This window comes from Paucibacter hankyongi (assembly GCF_037482915.1).
Classification (GTDB): domain Bacteria; phylum Pseudomonadota; class Gammaproteobacteria; order Burkholderiales; family Burkholderiaceae_C; genus Paucibacter_A; species Paucibacter_A hankyongi.
Map to the genome: position 1 here is coordinate 63,873 of NZ_JBBHJX010000010.1, position 19,352 is coordinate 83,224.

The 19,352-nt window shown below is 64.5% G+C and carries 17 protein-coding genes; 14 read left to right on the top strand and 3 right to left on the bottom strand.

What is annotated here, in order from left to right; genetic code table 11:
* The first annotated feature begins 8 nt into the window (after positions 1-8).
* The 12 genes from WG899_RS15300 to WG899_RS15355 all read left to right on the top strand — a co-directional run bounded on the left by WG899_RS15300 (position 9) and on the right by WG899_RS15355 (position 14,743).
* Positions 9-1,145, top strand: coding sequence for an ABC transporter ATP-binding protein (locus WG899_RS15300; RefSeq protein ID WP_339596516.1), 1,137 nt, complete (start codon positions 9-11; stop codon positions 1,143-1,145).
* Positions 1,142-2,434, top strand: coding sequence for an ABC transporter substrate-binding protein (locus WG899_RS15305; protein WP_339596517.1), 1,293 nt, complete (start codon positions 1,142-1,144; stop codon positions 2,432-2,434). The genes WG899_RS15300 and WG899_RS15305 overlap by 4 nt, the downstream gene beginning before the upstream one ends.
* Positions 2,435-2,466: 32 nt before the next feature.
* Positions 2,467-3,483 carry a carbohydrate ABC transporter permease gene (locus WG899_RS15310; RefSeq protein WP_339596518.1) on the top strand — a complete coding sequence of 339 codons (1,017 nt, stop codon included), beginning with the start codon at positions 2,467-2,469 and terminating at the stop codon, positions 3,481-3,483.
* Positions 3,480-4,316, top strand: a complete 837-nt coding sequence (locus WG899_RS15315) for a carbohydrate ABC transporter permease (protein ID WP_339596519.1) — start codon at positions 3,480-3,482, stop codon at positions 4,314-4,316. The genes WG899_RS15310 and WG899_RS15315 overlap by 4 nt, the downstream gene beginning before the upstream one ends.
* A gap of 5 nt (positions 4,317-4,321) precedes the next feature.
* Positions 4,322-6,064, top strand: coding sequence for an amylo-alpha-1,6-glucosidase (locus WG899_RS15320; RefSeq protein WP_339596520.1), 1,743 nt, complete (start codon positions 4,322-4,324; stop codon positions 6,062-6,064).
* Positions 6,054-7,121 carry a LacI family transcriptional regulator gene (locus WG899_RS15325; RefSeq protein ID WP_339596521.1) on the top strand — a complete coding sequence of 356 codons (1,068 nt, stop codon included), beginning with the start codon at positions 6,054-6,056 and terminating at the stop codon, positions 7,119-7,121. The genes WG899_RS15320 and WG899_RS15325 overlap by 11 nt, the downstream gene beginning before the upstream one ends.
* An 11-nt stretch (positions 7,122-7,132) precedes the next feature.
* Positions 7,133-8,224, top strand: a complete 1,092-nt coding sequence (locus WG899_RS15330; protein ID WP_339596593.1) for a sugar phosphate isomerase/epimerase family protein — start codon at positions 7,133-7,135, stop codon at positions 8,222-8,224.
* Positions 8,221-9,384 carry a Gfo/Idh/MocA family protein gene (locus WG899_RS15335; protein ID WP_339596522.1) on the top strand — a complete coding sequence of 388 codons (1,164 nt, stop codon included), beginning with the start codon at positions 8,221-8,223 and terminating at the stop codon, positions 9,382-9,384. The genes WG899_RS15330 and WG899_RS15335 overlap by 4 nt, the downstream gene beginning before the upstream one ends.
* A 12-nt stretch (positions 9,385-9,396) precedes the next feature.
* Positions 9,397-10,413, top strand: a complete 1,017-nt coding sequence (gene glk / locus WG899_RS15340) for a glucokinase (protein WP_339596523.1) — start codon at positions 9,397-9,399, stop codon at positions 10,411-10,413.
* A gap of 174 nt (positions 10,414-10,587) precedes the next feature.
* Entirely contained in the window at positions 10,588-13,230 is a 2,643-nt protein-coding gene (locus WG899_RS15345) for a TonB-dependent siderophore receptor (protein ID WP_339596524.1), read from the top strand.
* Positions 13,231-13,245: 15 nt separating this feature from the next.
* Complete coding sequence (locus WG899_RS15350) at positions 13,246-13,632, top strand: cupin domain-containing protein (RefSeq protein ID WP_339596525.1); 387 nt, start codon at positions 13,246-13,248, stop codon at positions 13,630-13,632.
* A gap of 151 nt (positions 13,633-13,783) precedes the next feature.
* Positions 13,784-14,743 (top strand): TolB-like translocation protein, encoded by a 960-nt coding sequence (locus WG899_RS15355; RefSeq protein WP_339596526.1) that lies wholly within the window; start codon positions 13,784-13,786, stop codon positions 14,741-14,743.
* Here WG899_RS15355 and WG899_RS15360 read toward each other — a convergent pair.
* Complete coding sequence (locus tag WG899_RS15360) at positions 14,679-15,602, bottom strand: LysR substrate-binding domain-containing protein (protein ID WP_339596527.1); 924 nt, start codon at positions 15,600-15,602, stop codon at positions 14,679-14,681. The genes WG899_RS15355 and WG899_RS15360 overlap by 65 nt on opposite strands.
* Positions 15,603-15,716: 114 nt before the next feature.
* Between WG899_RS15360 and WG899_RS15365 the strand changes: the two genes are divergently transcribed.
* Together WG899_RS15365 and WG899_RS15370 are read left to right on the top strand one after the other, a co-directional pair.
* A complete protein-coding gene (locus tag WG899_RS15365) occupies positions 15,717-17,033 on the top strand; it encodes a leucine-rich repeat-containing protein kinase family protein (protein ID WP_339596528.1) in 1,317 nt (438 codons plus the stop codon).
* 124 nt (positions 17,034-17,157) lie between these two features.
* Positions 17,158-17,841: a response regulator transcription factor gene (locus tag WG899_RS15370; RefSeq protein ID WP_339596529.1), complete on the top strand. Its 684-nt coding sequence runs from the start codon at positions 17,158-17,160 to the stop codon at positions 17,839-17,841.
* A gap of 21 nt (positions 17,842-17,862) precedes the next feature.
* On the opposite strand, the gene WG899_RS15375 is transcribed toward WG899_RS15370, so the two are convergent.
* Together WG899_RS15375 and WG899_RS15380 are read right to left on the bottom strand one after the other, a co-directional pair.
* Positions 17,863-18,612, bottom strand: coding sequence for an alpha/beta hydrolase (locus WG899_RS15375; RefSeq protein WP_339596530.1), 750 nt, complete (start codon positions 18,610-18,612; stop codon positions 17,863-17,865).
* A gap of 218 nt (positions 18,613-18,830) precedes the next feature.
* Entirely contained in the window at positions 18,831-19,352 is a 522-nt protein-coding gene (locus WG899_RS15380) for a serine O-acetyltransferase (protein ID WP_339596531.1), read from the bottom strand.

The window sequence follows — 19,352 nt, forward strand, 5'->3', positions numbered from 1 at the left end:
ACCTCACCATGGCTGATCTATCGCTGCGCGGCTTGCGCAAGAGTTACGGACCGGTCGATGTGCTCAAAGGCATCGATCTGGACATCGCCGACCGGGAGTTCGTCTGCTTTCTCGGCCCCTCGGGCTGTGGCAAGTCCACGCTTTTGCGTTGTATCGCCGGCCTGGAGGCGGTGCAGGGCGGTGAGCTTTTGATTGGCGGCGAGCGCATGAACGAAGTGGCCCCGGCCGAGCGCGACCTGGCCATGGTGTTCCAGAACTACGCGCTCTATCCGCACATGACGGTGCGCAAGAACCTGTCCTTTGGCCTCTCGCTGCGGCGCTTTTCCAAGGGTGAGATCGAGGCCCGCATTGCCGAGGCGGCGCGCATGTTGCAACTGGAAGCTTTGCTGGAGCGCAAGCCCAAGCAGCTCTCGGGCGGGCAGCGGCAGCGGGTCGCGATTGGCCGCGCCATTGTGCGCAACCCCCGGGTGTTTTTGTTCGACGAGCCGCTCTCCAACTTGGACGCTGCCCTGCGCGAGAACACCCGCGCCGAGCTGGCCCGGCTGCACCAGCAATTGCAGGCCACGATGATTTACGTCACCCACGATCAGGTGGAGGCGATGACCCTGGCCGACAAGGTGGTGGTCTTGAACCAAGGCCGCATCGCCCAGGTGGGCCGGCCGCTGGAGCTGTACCACCGGCCGGCCGATCTATTCGTGGCCGGCTTCATCGGCACGCCGCGCATGAACTTTTTGGCGGCCGAATCTTCGGGCGTGCAAGATGGTCTTTTGCAGCTGTGTGTTCCCGGCGCCCTGGCCGAGGCCCGGCTTTCGACCTTGGCTCTGGCCGAGCTGGCCCCTCAAGGCGCTCCGCTGACCTTGGGCATTCGCCCCGAGCACATCCGCCTGCTGGCGCTGGACGATGCAGCGGCGCAGCTCAGCGCCGAGGTGCAGTCGGTGGAGCGACTCGGCGCGCAAAGCATGGTGCATCTGAAGCTGCCCTCGGGCGAAATGCTGACGGTCTGCGTCGACGGATCGCAGCTGGTGCAGCGCGGCGAGCTGCTGGGCCTGAGCCTGGAGCTGGAGCATCTCCATGTGTTTGCGGCCGAGGGCCGCGCCTTGCCACGGCGCTTGAGCGCGGCGGTGGAAAAGGCCTTGGCGCAATGAAGCCCATCCTTCGCTCCCAACGCGCAAAGCTGGGCATTCTGGCCGTGCTGGGCCTGCTCGGTGCGGGCGCCTGGTGGGCGAGTGCTGGCGCCAGCCCTGAGCAGACTGCGCCGGCGCCACGCGTCTTGCGCTTTGCCACCTGGGACGGCAGCGAAAGCCTCTTGATTCAGCAGCGTATTGCCGCCGCGTTTGAGGCCCGTCATCCCGGCGTCAAGGTGCAGGTGGAGGCCTATGGCGGCGGCTACAACCAAAAGCTCTCGGCCGCTTTTGGCGCCGGCAATCCGCCCGATGTTATGTATATGTGGAACTTCCCGCAGTACCAGCGGGTGCTGGAGCCGCTGGACGCCTACCTGGCCCGCGATGCACGCATCGACAAGGGCGACTTCGTGCCCGGCTTGTGGCGCTTCTCCACCGTCTGGGATGCGGAGCAGAAGCAGTCGCGCATCTACGGCGTGCCGGCCGGCTTCACCGCTCAGGTCATCTACTACAACAAAGACATGCTGGACCGCGCCGGCCTGGCCTATCCGCAAGAGAGTTGGCGCTGGGAGGATCTGCGTGCGATGGCGCAGCGCCTGCGCAATCCGGCCGCCAAGGCCTATGGCTTTGGTCTGGATGTGAACCCCGATCCCTATGACTTCCAGAGCTATCTCTGGAGCGCCGGCGGCCGCATGCTGGGGGCCGATGGCGTCAGCGTGCAAGGCCACCTGAACAGCCCCGAGAGCAAGGCCATGTTTGCCTATCTGCAAGAGCTTTTGCGCAGCGACACGGTGGCCACGCTGGGTGTCGGCGATGGGCGCAATCAGCGCCAGATGTTTGTCTCCGACAAGGTGGCCATGCTGCTGGACGGCAGCGCTTTCCGCTTGGAGTTGGCGCAAGACCGCAAGCGCTTTGGCGTGGTGGGGCTGCCCAGCTTTCAAGGCCGGCCGGCGCAAAGCGTGCTCAGCGTCTCGGCGCTGGCCATGGCCAAGCGCAGCCAGCAAAAAGACCTGGCCTGGGACTTCATTCAGTTCTTCAGCAGCGCCGAGGCGGTGCGCCTGCGCGGCAATGATCTGCCGGTCTTGCTCAGCGTGGCGGCCGAGCAGGGCTTGGCCCAAGACCCCTTGGTGCGGCCGTTCTACGCCATGGCCGAGAGCATGAAAGAGAGCCCGGCCCACTTGCTGAACCCGCGCTGGATGCGTGCGCAAGATGTGGTGCGCGACGCCATCCAAGAGGTCTTTCTCAGCAAGCAGGGCGACAGCGGGGCCATTCTGGACCGCGCCGCCCTCAAGGCCGAGCGGCGTCTGCGCTGAAGACCGTTGAAGACCGCTGACCACCGCTGACCATGCACAAGTCTCAACATATGGATGCCCAAAGCGAAATGCTGATGCCCATGAATACGGTGAAGCAGCAGGTACAGCAGGCCCAAACCCCGCCGCGGCGTTCGCGTGCCTGGGGCCAGGTCTTGCCCTATCTCTTCATCGCCCCCTGGGTGCTGGGTTTCTTGGCCTTCACCGTCGGGCCGCTGCTGTACTCGCTCTACATCAGCTTCTTTGATTGGCCCTTGATGGGCGGCGAGCGCTTTGTGGGCCTGCAGAACTACCAGCGCATCCTGACGCAGGACGAAGACTTCTGGGAGGCCCTGGGCGTGACCGCGCGTTTCGCGCTGTTCTATGTGCCCACCCATTTGGCCGGCGCTCTGGGCCTGGCCCTGCTGCTGAATCGGCGCTGCCGGGGTGAGGGCTTTTTCCGCACCGTGTTCTATCTGCCTTCCATGCTTTCGGGTGTGGCCTTGGTCAGCATCTGGTCCTGGATTTACAGCCGCGAGTACGGGCTCTTGAACTATCTGCTCTCGCTCGTGGGCCTGCCGGCCGTTGACTGGTTGGGCAGCCCGGACTGGGCCATGAGCGCGGTGGTGATCGCCAGTCTGTGGAGTTTGGGCGGCACGATGCTGGTGTTCCTGGCCGGGCTCAAGGGCATTTCGGTGGAGCTGTACGAGGCGGCCGAGATGAGCGGGGTCTCCAAGCTCAAACAGTTCACCCACATCACGCTGCCGCTGCTGTCGCCGGTGCTCTTGTTTAACTTGGTCACCACCTTGATCGCGGCCTTTCAGCAGCTGACCATGGCCTTGCTGCTGACCGGTGGCGGGCCGATGAAGTCCACCTATATGCTGGCCATGTACATCTACGACACCGCCTTCAAGTACTTCGATATGGGCTATGCCTCGGCCATGTCCTGGCTGATGTTTGCGCTGATTTTGTTGCTCTCGGCCTCGGTGATGCGCTTTTCCAGCCTCTGGGTGTTTTATGAGAACGAAGTGAAAGCTGAAGGCCAGCCCAGCAAGAAGGGAGCACGCCCATGAACAGCAGCCTGCAAACCCGCAGCCGCCGTTTGGCTTTTTACAGCCTGATGCTGGTGCTGTGCTTTGCCTTTGCCGCGCCGCTGTACTGGACGCTGCTCACTGCGCTGAAGGCCAAGAGCGAGCTCTATGCCTGGCCGCCGGTCTGGTGGCCGGCGGAGCCGCGTTGGAGTAACTTTGTCGAAGCCTGGCAGGCTCAGCCTTTCGCGCTGTTCTTGCGCAACTCGGTCTGGGTGGCGCTGCTCTCTACCCTGGGCCAGATCTTCTCGTCCAGCCTCGTTGCTTACGGCTTTGCGCGCTTTGACTTCAAGGGCCGCAACGTGCTCTTCATGGTGGTGCTGGGCTCGATGATGATTCCCTGGGATGTGACCATGATCCCGCTGTACATGGAGTTCAACGCCCTGGGCTGGATCAACACGCTCAAGCCGCTGATCGTGCCCAACTTCTTTGCCGCGCCTTTCTTCATCTTCCTCTTGCGCCAGTTCATCATGAGCATTCCGCGCGAGTTGGACGAGGCCGCGCGCATGGACGGCGCCAACGCCTGGCAGATCTACTGCCGCATCCACTTGCCGCTGATGGCGCCGGCCCTGGTGCTGGTGGGCACCTTCCAGTTCCTGGGCAGCTGGAACGACTACCTCGGCCCGCTGATCTTTTTGAACGACCAAAGCCTCTACACCTTGCCGCTGGGCCTGGCCCAGTTCAAAGGCCTGCATTCGAACAATGTGACCGCGATTGCCGCGATGACGGTGCTCTTGTGCCTGGCGCCGCTGATCCTGTTCTTCCTGGCCCAGCGCCACATCATGGACGGCGCCACCAGCGCCGCCGTCAAAGGTTGATCTGCATGAACGACGAGTTTGAACTGATGGACCCGCAGCGCGTGCCCTTCTCGCGGCGCGAGAGCTGGCTGTGCGTGTCTTACTTGGCCGAAGAGCATTCCTTCTGGCTGCGCAATCTGCGCGGTGGCGATGAACACACCGATCTGGGTCGCTTGTTCCGGCTGACGCCCATCGACGCTGCCGGGCAGCCGCTGCAAGGCGTTTGGCGCCTGAGTCCTGAAGCGCTGAGCTTTAGTTGCGCGGCCGGTCAGCTGGCTTTGGCTTTCGCTGACGCTGACACCCTGGCGCTGTCGGCCCAAGGCATAGGCCTTTCTTTGACCCTGCAATCGAAACGTTATGACTACGCCCAACGCCTGCCCGATGCCCTGCACATCAGCTGCGCCAGCCAAGACCTTTCGGCTCGCGTGACGCTTGCCGAAGGCGCATCGCGGCTGGACGCGCCCTGGCAAGGCCAGCGTGCCGAACGCATTGAATGCACCTTGGTGCCTGATGCCGAGGGCCGGCTCAGCGCGGCGCTGCATCTGTACCGCGTTGCCCCACAGCGCCTGGATTGCCCGGTGTTTGAAGAAGCCAAGCAAAGCGCTGCCGCCGACTTCGCCGACTGGCTGCTCAAGTGCCCACCGGTCTTGCCTGAGCTGCAGGCTGCGCGCCGTCTGGCGGCCTACATCACCTGGTCTTGCCTGGTGCCGGCCGAGGGGCAACTGGCCTACCCGGCCATGTATATGTCCAAGAACTGGATGACGAATATCTGGAGTTGGGACCATTGCTTCAATGCCCTGGCCCTAGGCGCCGCTCAGCCCGAGCGGGCCTGGCAGCAATTGGCCTTGCTGTTTGCACACCAACATACCAGCGGCCGGCTGCCCGATTTTGTGAACGACCGCTTTGCCTATTGGCGCTTCACCAAGCCGCCGGTGCATGGCTGGACTGTGGCTCAGCTGCGCCGCATGGCGCCGAGTTTCTGGACGCCCGAGCGCTGCGCCCAAGCCTATGGCTGGCTGGCCGCCCAGGTCGAAAGCTGGATGGCCAGCGCAGCTCCGCACGGCTTGCCCGCCTACGACCATGGCAATGACGCCGGTTGGGACAATGCCACCAGCTTTTTGCCCGGCACGCCGCTGCAAAGCCCGGATCTCAGCTGCTTCTTGATTTTGCAAATGGAGGAGCTGGCGGCCCTGGCCACCTTGCTCCAGAAGCCCGAGGCCGCCCAGCAATGGCTGAAGCGCGCCGATGCCTTGTGCGATCGCTTGATGATCCAACTCTGGGACGGCGAGCGCTTTATCGCGGTGTGTGAAAGTGGCCTGACACCCGAGCCCGGCGCCGACAGCCTGATCGCTTATCTGCCGCTGATCCTGGGCCCACGCTTGAGCGAGGCGCAGCGCCAAACCTTGCTGCAAGGCTTGATGGCGCCGGGCCGCTTCTTGAGCCCGCATGGCCTCGCCACCGAATCGCAGCAAAGCCCTTTCTATCGCGCCGATGGCTATTGGCGCGGCCCCATCTGGGCGCCGACCATGCTGCTCTTTGTCGATGCCATGGACCGCTGCGGTCGCGCCGACTTGGGCGACGAGTTGGCGCGCCGCTTCACCGCCATGGCTGCCCGCAGCGGCATGGCCGAGAACTTTGATGCGCAGACCGGCGCCGGCCTGCGCGACCCCGCCTTTACTTGGACCTCCAGCGTCTTTCTTTTGCTGGGGCAGCGTTTGCTCAAACAGCAAGAGATGGCCGCAGCACAGGAGCTTGCTGATGTCGAATGATTTGGACGCCACGGCCAACGCCAATGTCACCCTGAAGACCTTGGTGCGCCACACCGGCTTGTCGCTGGGCACGGTGTCGCGCGCCTTGAAGGATGCGCCCGAGGTCAAACCCGAGACCCGCGAGCGCGTCAAGCGCGCCGCTGCCGAGCTGGGCTACAGCGTCAATCTGGCCGGGGTGAAGCTGCGCACCGGCAAGACCTACACCTTGTGCATCGTCTTGCCGGTGGAAGACGCGCAGCAAGACTTCAGCGACAGCGGCTATATGGCCTTGGTGTCGGGTCTGTATGCCGCACTGGCGGGCAGTTATTACAGCCTGGTGGTGCACCCTCAGCTGCCGGGGGTAGACCCGCTGGAGGGCCTGCGCACCCTGGTCGAATCGCGCCGGGTGGACGGTTTGATCTTGACCCAAACCCGCCCGCAGGACGAGCGCATCCAGTACCTGCTGGCGCAGGACTTTCCTTTCGTCAGCTATGGCCGCAGCGAGCTGGCGCAAGCCCACCCCAGCTATGACACCGACCATGAGGACATGGCCTACCAGGCGACGCGCCGGCTGATTGAGCGGGGCCACAACCGCATTGCCATGCTCAACCCCAGCCCCGAGCTGATGTATGCCCAGCACCGCGAGCAGGGCTACCGCCGTGCGCTGGCCGAGGCGGGCCTGGGCTTTGACGCCGCGCTTTTGCGCAGCTCCGGCCTGTCGGCCGGGGACGGGCGGCGCATCGTGCTGGACTTGGCGCAAGGCGCACAGCACCCCACGGCCTTTGTTTGCGCCAATGAATTCACCGCCCTGGGTGCTTTGTCGGCCTTTGCCGAGCTGGGTTGGCAGGCGGGCCGCGAGGCGGTGGTGGTGGCCACCGACGACAGCAATATCAGCGCCTTCTTCGTGCCGCCCATCAGCACCTACTTTGCCTCGCTGCACCGCGCCGGGCGTCAGCTCGGCAGTCTCTTGCTGCGCCGCCTGGACGGCGAAGCGATGGAGCGCTTGCAAGTGCTGGAGCGCGCCGAGTTGATTGAGCGCCAAAGCGACCAAGCCCCTTTGAGGGCCTCCAAACCATGACGACAACCACGATGAAAACCCTGCAAGGCCCCGGCCTCTTTCTGGCCCAGTTTGCCGGCGATAGCGCGCCCTTCAACAGCCTGGATAGCATCGCCCTCTGGGCGGCGGGCTTGGGTTTCAAGGCGCTGCAGATCCCCAGCTGGGATGCGCGTTTGTTTGACTTGGCCTTGGCCGCTAAGAGCCAGAGTTATTGCGACGACCTGCGCGGCCGCTTGGCCGAGCTGGGCTTGCAGATCAGCGAGTTGTCCACCCATCTGCAAGGCCAGTTGCTGGCAGTGCACCCGGCTTATGACCGGCCGTTTGACGGCTTTGCCGCCGCAGCGGTGCGCGGCACGCCGGCCGCACGCCAAGCCTGGGCGGCCGAGCAGCTGAAGCTGGCGGCCAAGGCCTCGGCGCGGCTGGGCCTGAAGGCGCATGCCACCTTCTCCGGGGCGCTGGCTTGGCCCTATCTCTACCCTTGGCCGCCGCGTCCCGCCGGCTTGGTGGATGAGGCTTTTGCCGAACTGGCGCGGCGCTGGACGCCCATCCTCAATGCCTTCGATGAGGCCGGGGTCGATGTCTGCTACGAGCTGCACCCCGGCGAAGACTTGTTCGACGGGGTGACCTTCGAGCGCTTTTTGGCCGCGGTGCATCAGCATCCGCGCGCCTGCATCCTCTACGACCCCAGCCACTTTCTCTTGCAGCAGCTGGACTACTTGGCCTTCATCGATCTGTACCACGCGCGCATCCGCGCCTTCCACGTCAAGGACGCGGAGTTCCGCCCCAATGGCCGGCAGGGCGTGTACGGCGGCTATGCCGAATGGGCCGACCGGGCCGGCCGCTTCCGCTCGCTGGGCGATGGGCAGATCGACTTCGGTGCCATCTTCTCCAAGCTGACCCGCTATGGCTACCCCGGTTGGGCGGTGCTGGAATGGGAATGCTGCCTGAAGCACCCGGAAGACGGCGCACGCGAGGGCGCAGCCTTCATCCAGCGGCACTTGATCCGCGTGGCGGACAAGGCTTTTGATGACTTCGCCGGCAACGGCAGCCCGCGCGAAGAGCTGCGGGCCTTGCTGGGCTTGGGCTCTGCGATGGTCGGGGTGGCCGGCGAGGCGCAGCCATGAATGCCAGCTATCAACGTCCCTTGCGGCTGGGCATGGTGGGTGGCGGCCAAGACGCTTTTATCGGCGCGGTGCACCGCATCGCGGCGCGTTTGGACGGTGAGTTCGAGCTGGTGGCTGGCGCTTTCTCTAGCACGGCCGAGCGCAGCGCGGCCAGCGGTGCCGCTCTGGGTTTGGCAAGCGAGCGCTGCTACGCCGACTGGCGTGAGATGGCCAGGCTTGAGGCGGACCGGCCCGACGGCATCGAGGTCGTGGCCATCGTCACACCCAACCATTTGCACGCGCCGGTAGCCCAGGCTTTTTTGCAGGCCGGCATCGATGTGATTTGCGACAAGCCTTTGGCGATCTCGGTGCGCGAGGGGCTTGAGCTGTCGGCCTTGGCCCAAACGCGCCAACGGCTCTTGGCGGTGACTTACAACTACAGCGCCTATCCGGCGGTCCGCCATGCGCGTGAGTTGGTTCGCGCCGGAGTTCTCGGGGAGCTGCGCTTGGTGCAGGTGGAGTACGCGCAAGACTGGTTGGCTGAGCCCTTGGAACAGCAGGGGCAAAAGCAGGCCAGTTGGCGCTGCGACCCGGCCCTGGCTGGGCCGGCCGGGGCGCTCGGCGATATTGGGACGCACGCCTATCAGCTGGCCTCATTTGTCAGCGGCTTGCGTGCCGCGTCCGTGTGTGCCGAGCTGAGCAGCTTTGTGCCGGGCCGGCGCCTGGATGACAACGCCCAGCTGCTGCTGCGCTTTGCCGGCGGCGCACGCGGCGCCCTCTGGGCCAGTCAGGTGGCCAGCGGCTGCGAGAACGCCTTGCGTCTGCGTCTCTATGGCAGCAAGGGCGGTTTGGAGTTTGACCAAGAGCAGCCCAATCAGCTGCGCTTGAGCCGCCAGGGCGGCAGCAGCGAGATCCTGACACGCGGCCGCCTCGACAGCGCTGCGGCGCGCGCCGCCACCCGCTTGCCGCCCGGCCATCTGGAAGGCTATCTGGAGGCCTTTGCCCAGCTCTACCGTGAGGCCGCCGAGCACATTCGGGCGCGCCAGCAGGGGCGTGCGACGGCGGCGGAAAGCCTGGGCCTGCCGCAGGTGGCCGATGGCCTGGAGGGATTGCTCTTGGTGGACGCGGCACTGCGCAGTCATCGCGCGGGTGGCATCTGGACGCGCGTTGAAACGACTTGAGGAGATCAAGGAATGATTGAGATTGGTTTCAAACCTCAACGCGGGGTGGCGCAGGCCGGTCCCAGCCTGCTCGGCGATGTAGGCGGCAGCAATGTGCGCCTGGCCTGGCAGGGCGGGGCAGGGGCGCGCATCGAGCGGGTGCAGGTCATGCCTTGCGCGGACTTTCCAAGCCTGACCGCTTGCATACAGGATTACCTGAACGGCTTGGGCCGCGACGGGCTGGCGCCTCCTAGCCAAGCGGCCTTGGGCGTGGCCACCCCGGTCTTGCAGGACCAGATCTGCCTGACCAACCGTGACTGGAGCTTCTCGGCCAAGGCGCTGCGCAGCGAGCTGGATCTGCAAAGACTGGTGGTGATGAATGACTTCACCGCCTTGGCGCTGGCGATTCCGGCCTTGCCGCAAGCTGACTTCTGGCATTGCGGCGGGCCCACGGCCGAGGCTGCGGTGGCGCAGGCCGGCACTCTGGCTTTGCTGGGTCCCGGCACCGGCCTGGGCGTTTCGGGCCTGGTGTCCACCGGCGACCGGCAATGGACGGCGCTACAAACCGAGGGCGGCCATGTCAGCCTGGCGGCGCACAGCGAGCGCGAGCACCGCCTGGTGCAACAGCTGGCGCGGCGCTTTGGCCATGTGTCGGCCGAGCGGGTTTTGTCGGGGCCGGGCCTGGTGCATCTGGCCGAGGCCTTGTGCGAGCTGGATGCTTGCACCTTACCCGTGGGCACCACGCCCGCCGCAGTGATCGAACACGCGCAGGCTCTTACCCACGCGCAGTGTGTAGAGGCCTTGGATCTTTTTGGCGCCTTCTTGGGCGATGTGGCCGGCGACCTGGTGCTGTCGCTGGGCGCGCGCGCCGGGGTCTATATCGGCGGCGGCATCGTGCCGCGACTGGGGCGTGAGTGGATTCGGGCTTCGCGCTTTCGCGAGCGCTTTGAAGCCAAGGGTCGCATGGCGGGCTATTTGGCCGCCGTGCCCAGTTATGCGATTGCCAGCCAGGAGCCGCCGGCCCTGCTGGGTGCGAGTCGAGCGCTATGACGCCGCCACATTAGTTTCGGCGCGCCTGGACGAGGCGCGACCGTTTTTAAGCAAGCAAAACCGCAACGCGCAGCGCATTTCCGGCCGCGTGCTGGGTGGCTTTTTTCGTCCGTTTTTTCTCTCGTTCCTACCTTCCTTCCTAAAAGCAAAACCTCTGGAGACATGGAGATCATGATGAGCAAGACAAGCAAGATCGGGCAGACCTTTTCCTCTAGCCCTGCAGCGCGACTGCCGCGCCGACTGCAGCCCAGCGCGGTGTGTATAGCCGCGCTCTTGAGCTTGGGCCTGATGCCCGCGCTGGCGCAGCAAACTGCGACGGCAGATAGCAAGGCAGACAGCAAGGCCGACAAGAAAGACGAAGCCAGCCAGCTCGACCGGGTGGTCGTCACCGGCAGCACCGGCCTGAACCGCACGCTGCGCGACAGCTCGGTGGCCGTGACCGTGGCGGACCGCGACGAGCTTGACCGCAAGGCCCCGCGCTCCACCGCCGAGGCGATGGAGCTGATTCCCGGCATGTATGTGGAAGCCTCGGGCGGCGAGATGTCGAACAACTACTCGGTGCGCGGCATGTCGGGCGGCAATCAGCGCTGGGTGCAGCTGCAAGAAGACGGCTTGCCGGTGTTTTACTACCCGAGCTGGACGGCGGACGGCCTGGTCAAGCAGGAGATTGGCATTGACCGCCTGGAGGCAGTGCGCGGCGGCACCTCGGCCATCCTGACCACCAATGGCGCGGGTGCCACCATCAACTTCCTCACCTACCGCAACAAGGGCGCGCCAGAGGGCGCCGTCCGTTTAACCACTTCGGACTACGGCACCCGCCGCATTGACCTGCGTTACGCCGGCGGCCTGGGAGACGGTTGGTTTGCCGGGGCCTCGGGCTTCTATCGTCGCGACGACGGCGTGCGCAACCCCGAGTTCACCGCCAACTTCGGCGGCACCTTGCGCGCCCATGTGGGCAAGAAGATCGAGGGCGGCGAGTGGAGCATCAACGCCAAGCTGGTCGATGACCACAACACCTTCTACCTGCCGATTCCGGTGCAGGGCAAAGACAATCCGCGCAGCCTGCCGGGCATCAATGCCAATTACGGCACCATGATCGGCCTGGACTCGGGCGTGCAAAACGTGCGCACCTCGCTGGTGCCCGGCAGCTTCAGCCAGCTGAACGATTCGCGTGAGGGCTATCACGTCAAAGCCACGGCCATTGGCTACAGCTTTGAGAAAGCCTTGAGCAAGGAGCTGACGCTGCGCTCCAAAGGCCGCTACACCGACAGCGATGTAACCGCCAGCGTAGTCTTTTCTTCCAGCAACAACAGCTTGCGCCCGGCCGTCAACCGGCTCGACCCGAGCAAGTTCAGCTATGTGCAGGAAATGCTGGACCGCTTTGCGGGCGCTTGTGGCGGCCAGTGCACGCCGGCGATCCGCGTGGTGTCCACCGGCGAAGTCTTGTCGACACCGGCCCAGCTGAATGCGCTGAACGGCAACGGCTTGCTCTCCGACAATGTGCTGCAGGCCGACAAACAAGCGCAGCGCGAGGCGGTGAATGATTTGTCGCTGAGCTGGAACACGCCCAACAACAGCCTGACGGTGGGCCTTTTGGCTTTTGACACCCGCATCGGCCCGAACGGCAGCCCGGCCACCGCACGCTTCGTCACCGATGTGCGCACGCACGCCCGCCGCATGGACATCGTGGCTTTGGACCCCGCCGGCAAAGTGGTCGGCGCCTACACCGAGAACGGGGTGCGCGAGTACTCCACCTGGGGCGACGGTAACTCCACCTTTCACAACAACTCGACGTCCATCTATCTGAACAACGAGTACAAGGTGAACGATCGCCTGCGCCTGGATGCTGGTGTGCGCATGGAGCATTACAAGTACCGCGAGCAGCGCAGCGGCTACAACGAGTACACCGCCATCCCCGGCGCCTTCAAGCCCGGCTGCGATGTCGACAAACTCGGCGACGCCGCTTGCGATGTTGACAACATCATCGCCAACAACCGCTGGGCCTATCCGACCAATGGCCAATACGAAAGCATCCGCAATGACTGGCGCGAGCCGTCCTGGACGGTCGGCGGCAACTACCTGCTGAATGACAAGATGGCCGTCTATGGCCGCTATGCCAAGAGCTATCAGGCCACTGGGGACTTGCCGGTCACCCGCATCCAGTTCGCCGAGGCCGGTCTGCGCTACCAAACGCGTGGTTTCACCGGCACCTTCACCTATTACAAGGCCGACTTCCAAGGCGACCCGAATGGCGCCGAGGTGGGCGACTCGCAGGTGGAAATGCTGCAAGGCGTGAAGTCCAACGGCCTGGAGTTCGAGATGAACTGGCGGCCGCTGAAGTGGCTGCAACTGAATGCCGTGGGCGTGGTGCAGCGCTCGCGCTTCAGCGTCAATGATCTGCGCGTGCTGCGCGGTTCGGGCCAGGAACTGGAAGACCTGCGCAAGGAAGCCACCAGCTGGAACGGCAACCGCCCGGAGCGCACGCCCGAGTTGAACTACACCATCGCCCCGACGGTCTACTTCAATGACAACAAGGGCGAGCTGACCCTGAGCTATCACCATATGGGCCTGCGTTATGCCGATGTGTCGAACTCGGTCAAGCTGCCGGCCTATCAAACCTGGGACTTGAGCCTGCGCTATGAGCTGACACCCAAGCTCTCCTTGAACGCCAGCGTGCAAAATCTCACCAACACCATCGGCCTCACCGAAGGCAACCCGCGCTCCGGCTTTGTGCAAGCGCCGGGCGGCAGTGACTACTACTATGCACGACCGATCCTGGGTCGTAACGCCCAGCTGTCACTGACCATGGCTTTCTAAAGAACTGGAGTATTCATGACAACACAGCAACTCGACAGTTCGATCTGGTCGCACCATGTCGAAGCACCCGGTGCGCCTGCGGGCTTCACCGTGCGCACCTGCGTACCCGCCAATCCCGACGGTGTCGAGGTGATGCTGGAGCGCTGGCAGGCCGGCAGCAGCGAGCCGCCGCACAGCCACCCGGGCAATGACATGACGGTGGTGGTGCAAGGGCAGATGCGCATCCAGTTTTTCACCCGTGATGCGGCTGGCGCCCTGCATGCCGATGGCCCGCCGCTGACCTTGAGCGAAGGGCAGACCGGCTATGTGGCCGCCGGCCGCATCCACGATGCCCAGTACCTGCAAGACTGCAAACTGGTCTATGTGCATGAGCGGGCCTTTGGCTTCAAGGACGAAGGCTGAGGGGCTTGGGGGCGGCCGAGGCGGTCCCGCCGCCTCGGTTCGTTCTGGTTCAAGCCATTGAAAGCTGAAAGAGAGGGTGGCGATGGTTGGGATTCGATCCGGTAGAACTAGGTTGCTTGGCCAGCGGGCCCTTACCCGTCTTGGCGCGCTGGTGTTGGTGGGCTTGCTGAGCGCCTGTGCCAGTTCGCCCTTGCCAGCGCCGGCAGCAAAGCCCGCGGCCGCGCTCGAACCCAATGTCGCCGTGTACGTGGCGACGCTGGAGCTGCCTTCCGGCCGGCTCGGCGCTCCGCTCAACATCACGCCGGGCAAAGGCAGCAATTTTCAGCCCGCATTTTTGACCGATGGCAGCGGGCTGCTGTACGTGTCGCAGCGCAGTGGCACGCCGAACATCTATCGCTATGACTTCGCCAAGGGCCAGACCACGGCGTTGACCCGCAGCGCAGAGAGCTTGTATTCACCAACGCCCTTGGCCGATGGCCGTGGCTTCTCCGCCATTCGCGTGCAGACCGCTGACCCGTTTTATGGTGCGGAAGCCAAGGCCGCTCCGGTCTGGCGTTTCGGCTGGGATGGGCATGCGGTCGAAGCCCTCATTGAGACGCGACGGGTTGGCTATCACGCCTGGATTGACGAGCAGCAACTGGCTTTGTTTCTTGTCGATGAGGTCCCCGAGCGCAATGCCCACCGGGCCGTGCTGGTCGACCGCCGCAGCGGCAAACAGGTCGTTTTAAGTGAACACCCTGGCAGCGGCTTTGCGCCCACACCGGACGGCCGACGAGCTAGCTTTGTCGACAAGAGCGATCCGAAGCAATGGGTCTTGATGGCGATGGGTCTGCATGATGAGCGCCCACAGCGCTTGGTCGATCTGCCGCCGCTGCCGCCGGGCGAAAAGGACTCGACTCGAAGCCATTACTTTGCATGGTTGCCGGATGGCTCGCTGCTGCTGCCGCAGGGCGGGCGCTTGTTGCGCTGGGACGGCCGGCCAGGCAGCGAATTCAAGCCCTTTGCCGATCTGCGCCCTTTGGGTGGGGTGATCAAGAACTTGGCGGTCAGCCCGGATGGTTCTCGGTTTGCGTTTTCGCTTCTGAGCGAAGAAAGTCTGCCAGCGCCTTGAAACGCGGCTGTTCGGCGGTGGCACTGGAGGCGATCAGCCAGTAAGCACCGTCGGCCTCCACCGTGATGTTCGCAAAGGGCTGAATCAGGCGGCCACTGCGCAGATCGTCTTCAACCAAGGCCAGGCGACCCAGCGCCACACCGCGCCCACCCATGGCGGCCATCAGCAGCGCGTTGCTGTCGTCGATGACCGGGCCGCGTTGCAGTTGCTGCGTTGAACAGCTCACGCCTGCGGCCTGCATCCAACGCTGCCAGTCTTCAAAACTGTCTTCGTGCAAGAGCGGCAAACTCAAGAGATCCTCGGCGCGCAGCAAGGGCTGATCGGCGCGGGCCAAGCCCGGCGCGCAGACCGGGCTCAGCGATGTGCCGAACAGGCGCTGCGCCCAGATGCGGTCCGGCTTGGCCGGGCTGGCCTGGGTCCAGACGATGGCCGCATCGGCGGCGCCACGCGCCAGTGCATCGGCTTGCGCGGTGTGGTGCAGGTGCAGCTCAATCTCGGGGTGGGCGTCCCAAAAATGCGGCAGACGCGGCATCAGCCAGCGGCTCGAAAAGGAGGGCGTCACGGCCAGTTGCAAACTGCTACTGCCTTGGCGTTTCAGCTCATCAAGTACCGACTCGATGTGGTCAAAACTGCTGGACAAGACCGCCAGCAAGCGCGCACCCGCCGGGCTGAGGTTGACTTGCCGAGGGCGCCGCTCGAAGAGTTGCAGGGAGAGGGCTTCTTCCAGTGCTCGCACCTGATGGCTGACCGCCGCTTGCGTCACGCATAACTCCTCAGCAGCGCGGGTGAAGGACAGATGCCGCGCCGCCGCCTCGAAAAATCGCAGGCCATTGAGATGGTGGGCAAGATTGCGGCGCATGGGCGGGCATGCTACTGCAATGGCCGGTGCGGTTCAGTCCGAACTTGCTGGATGGGCGGCGCAATGGCGAGCGACAATCGAACTCACCTTCGTTTTTCGACACCGATTTTCCGCATGCACACCCTTGCCCAATTGCGCGCCGGCGAATTAGCGGGCGCCACCCGTCTGGATCTGAGTTGCGCCTTGACCGAGTTGCCGCCCGAGGTGTTCGACCTGGCCGATAGCTTGGAGGTGCTGAACCTGTCTGGCAATCGCCTGAGCAGCTTGCCGGACGAACTGCCGCGCTTGCACAAGCTGAAGGTCTTGTTCTGCTCGGACAACCGCTTTGAGCGTGTGCCCGAGGTGGTGGGGGCTTGCCCGGCCTTGAGCATGGTGGGCTTCAAGGCCAATCAGCTGACCGAACTGCCGGCCGCTGCGCTGCCGGCGCGGCTGCGCTGGCTGATCCTGACGGACAACCAACTCGACAAATTGCCGGCCGAGTTGGGCCAGCGCCCGCATCTGCAAAAGCTCGCGCTGGCCGGCAATCGCCTCAGCGCCTTGCCCGAGTCGATGCAGCTGTGTCGGCACTTGGGCCTCTTGCGCATCTCGGCCAATCGTTTCGAACGCATACCTTCTTGGCTGCTGGAAATGCCTAAGCTGGCATGGTTGGCCCTCGGTGGCAACCCCTGGGGCGCGGCCCGCGAGGCCGAGGTGCTGGATGTGGCCGATCTGCGCGAGTTTGCTTGGGAGCGGCTGCTGGTCGGCGATGTGCTGGGGCAGGGCGCCTCGGGCGTGATCTATGCGGCCGATGACCCCAAGGCAGCGCCGGAACTTCGTGAGCTGGCGCTAAAGGTTTTCAAGGGCGAGGTCACCAGCGATGGTTGGCCGCACAGCGAATGGGCGGCCAGCTTGGCGGCTGGGCCACACCCGCACCTGATTTCGGCCTGCGGTCGCTTGACCGCCCATCCCATGGGGGCCGAGGGCTTGGTGATGCCGCGCATTGACAGCCAGTTCAGCACGATGGCCGGGCCGCCCAGCCTGAGCAGCTGTACCCGGGATGTCTACCCGCCCGAGACGCGCTTCACGGCCGAGCAATTGCTGCCAATGGCGCAGGGCGTGGTCGATGCGGCTTGGTATCTGCATGGCCGCGGCATCTCGCATGGCGACCTGTATGCACACAACCTGATGTGGAACGGTCGTGGCGAGATCTGGCTTGGTGACTTTGGCGCGGCCAGCCTCTTGCCCGAGGACTTGGGCTTGGCCGAGCGCGAAGCGATCGAGCGCATCGAGGTGCTGGCTTTTGGCTTGTTGCTGGAAGAATGGCTGGCCCGTTGCGACGACAGCGCTGCTGATCAACTCGCGCCGCTGCGCCGTTTGCAGGCGGCCTGTGTGCAGGAGGATGTGGGCGCGCGCCCGCTGTTCGTCGATCTGGCCAAGGCCCTGCAGGTTTGATCCTAGGCGCCAGGCGGTGTGACATGCTGCGGCTTTCGGGCCACAAAGCAGCCTCGATAGACGCTCATCCAAGGGCCAAAGGCGCTTAAGCTGGGTGTATCTCGGCCAGGCTGCGGTTCACATCATGTACATCGGCATTGCAGAAGACGATCCGGACCAGTTGGAGCTGTTGAGTCTGTGGTTGCGCGACGCGCAACACACGGTGCAAGGCTATGGCACCCGTGCGGCCTTCATTGAGGCCTTGCCCAAAGAGCATTTCGACATGCTGCTGATCGACTGGATGCTGCCCGACGGCACCGGTGCCGATGTGCTGCAGTGGACGCGTGCCAATCTGGGCTGGGAGCTGCCCATCCTGGTCTTGACGGTGCGTGACGATGAGCAGACGGTGGTCACCGCGCTCCAGGCTGGCGCCGATGACTATGTCGTCAAGCCGGCCAAGCCCTTGGAGTTGATGGCGCGGGTGGCGGCGCTGGCGCGGCGGGTGCAGCGCGGCGCCTTGCCCATCCTGCGCCTGGGCGCCTTCGAGATCGACATTCAGCGCCAACGGCTGGCCTTGGACGGCGAGCCGGTGGCGATGACGCAAAAGGAATTCGACCTCTCGGCCTATCTGTTCCAGAACCCCGGCAAGCTCTTGTCGCGCGACCATTTGCTCAACAAGATTTGGGGCCTGAACACCGACGTCGACACCCGCACCGTCGACACCCACATTAGCCGTCTGCGCAAAAAGCTTGGCTTGGACGGCAGCAAGGGCTGGAAGCTGGTGCCGGTCTACGGCGTCGGCTATCGCTTCGAGCGCATGGCGGAGTGATGGCTCGCTGAAGCGCGCGCCTTAAGACAGCTGACTCAGCGCCTCCACGACCGAAGTCCAAGCGGCTTGCAGCGGATCGATGAGGGAGAAATGCCCGGCGCCCGGCACGCTCATCAGCCGGGTGTTTGGGAATGCCTCACAGTAGGACTGTGCGACCGCCGGGGGCACCTGGTCATCGTCACTGCCCTGAACAATCGTCACCGCGACCCGTGGGGCGGGCAGCCGCATCGGGTCCAGCTCGGGCTGTGCTTCAGGCTCCGTGCCCAAGAAGTTCTGCACCGCACCGCCACCCAGTTTGAGCGCATGGGCGAGGCGCAAATCGGCCGCGGGCGCGAGCGCCACGACGCCGCGCAAGGGAGTCTGGGCCGACAGCGCCGCGGTCGCGGCAGCCCACAAGGCCAAGTGGCCGCCGGCCGAATGGCCTAGCAGCAGCAACTGGCCATTGTGCGGGGCCACCCGAGCCGGCAATGCCTCAATGGCCGTGGCGATATCCGCCAATGTGGCTTGCGGCTGGCCGGGCACGCGGCGGTACTCCAGGGTCAGCACCGACCAACCGGCCAAGGCCAAGGCGGCACTCATGACGCCGGCATGTGCGCGGTCGTATAGGGGTTTCCAAAAACCACCGTGGATGACGAGCACCAGCGGTCGCTGTGCGCCAGATTGTCCGCGCCGAAAATCGGCGACTTGGTCCGGGTGCTCGCCATAGGCCAGCGTCAGATCGGCTGGGGGCGCTTCACGGCTAAGGATGGACAAGTCTTCTGCTTCTGCCATAGGACTCCTGGATTGCTTGAGGGGCTGGCTAAGCCGCCGAGTGCACTCTTCACAGCGTGGCTCAATTTACGTGAGTTGGATTGTGACGGCTCACGCTTCGGTGCGCGGAACCGACCATTCACCGGTGGCTGCGCTGCTTCAATCGCCCAGATCTAGCGGGTCGTCCGTTGCTGCTCCCAAAGGTTGCCAAAGCAGCCTTTGTAGAAAGCTGCCGATGTTCATGCGACCTCCCGCAGCGTCGTAGCGCGGTGCTTGATGCGGGCCGGTATCCCGACGGCCAGCGCCCCGGCCGGCACATCGCAAAGCACCACCGCATTGGCGCCGATGACGGCGCCGCTGCCGATTCGCACCGGACCGAGGATCTTGGCGCCGGCCCCGATGTCGACACCATCGCCAATCACCGGCGCACCGGACACCCCGGTACGCCGCAGGCCCAGCGTAACGCCGTGTCTGAGCGTCACGTCGTCGCCGATGACGCTGTCGCCGCTGATGATGATGCCGCCGAAATGTTCGATCACCAGGCGCCGGCCGACCGTCGCTTCGCAGGGCAGATCGATGCCGCTGAAGACTTGCACAGCGATCTTCATGAATTTGTAGAGCAGGGACAGCGGCTTGCGCAGCAAGGCCGGCCGAACGCGGTAGCGCCAGCGACCGAAGCGGTAGACCGCCAACACCCAAACGCCTTGGCGCCAGGGGTCGCGCTGGTGGGCCTGGAAGTCTTCTCGCAGCAGATCGAACAT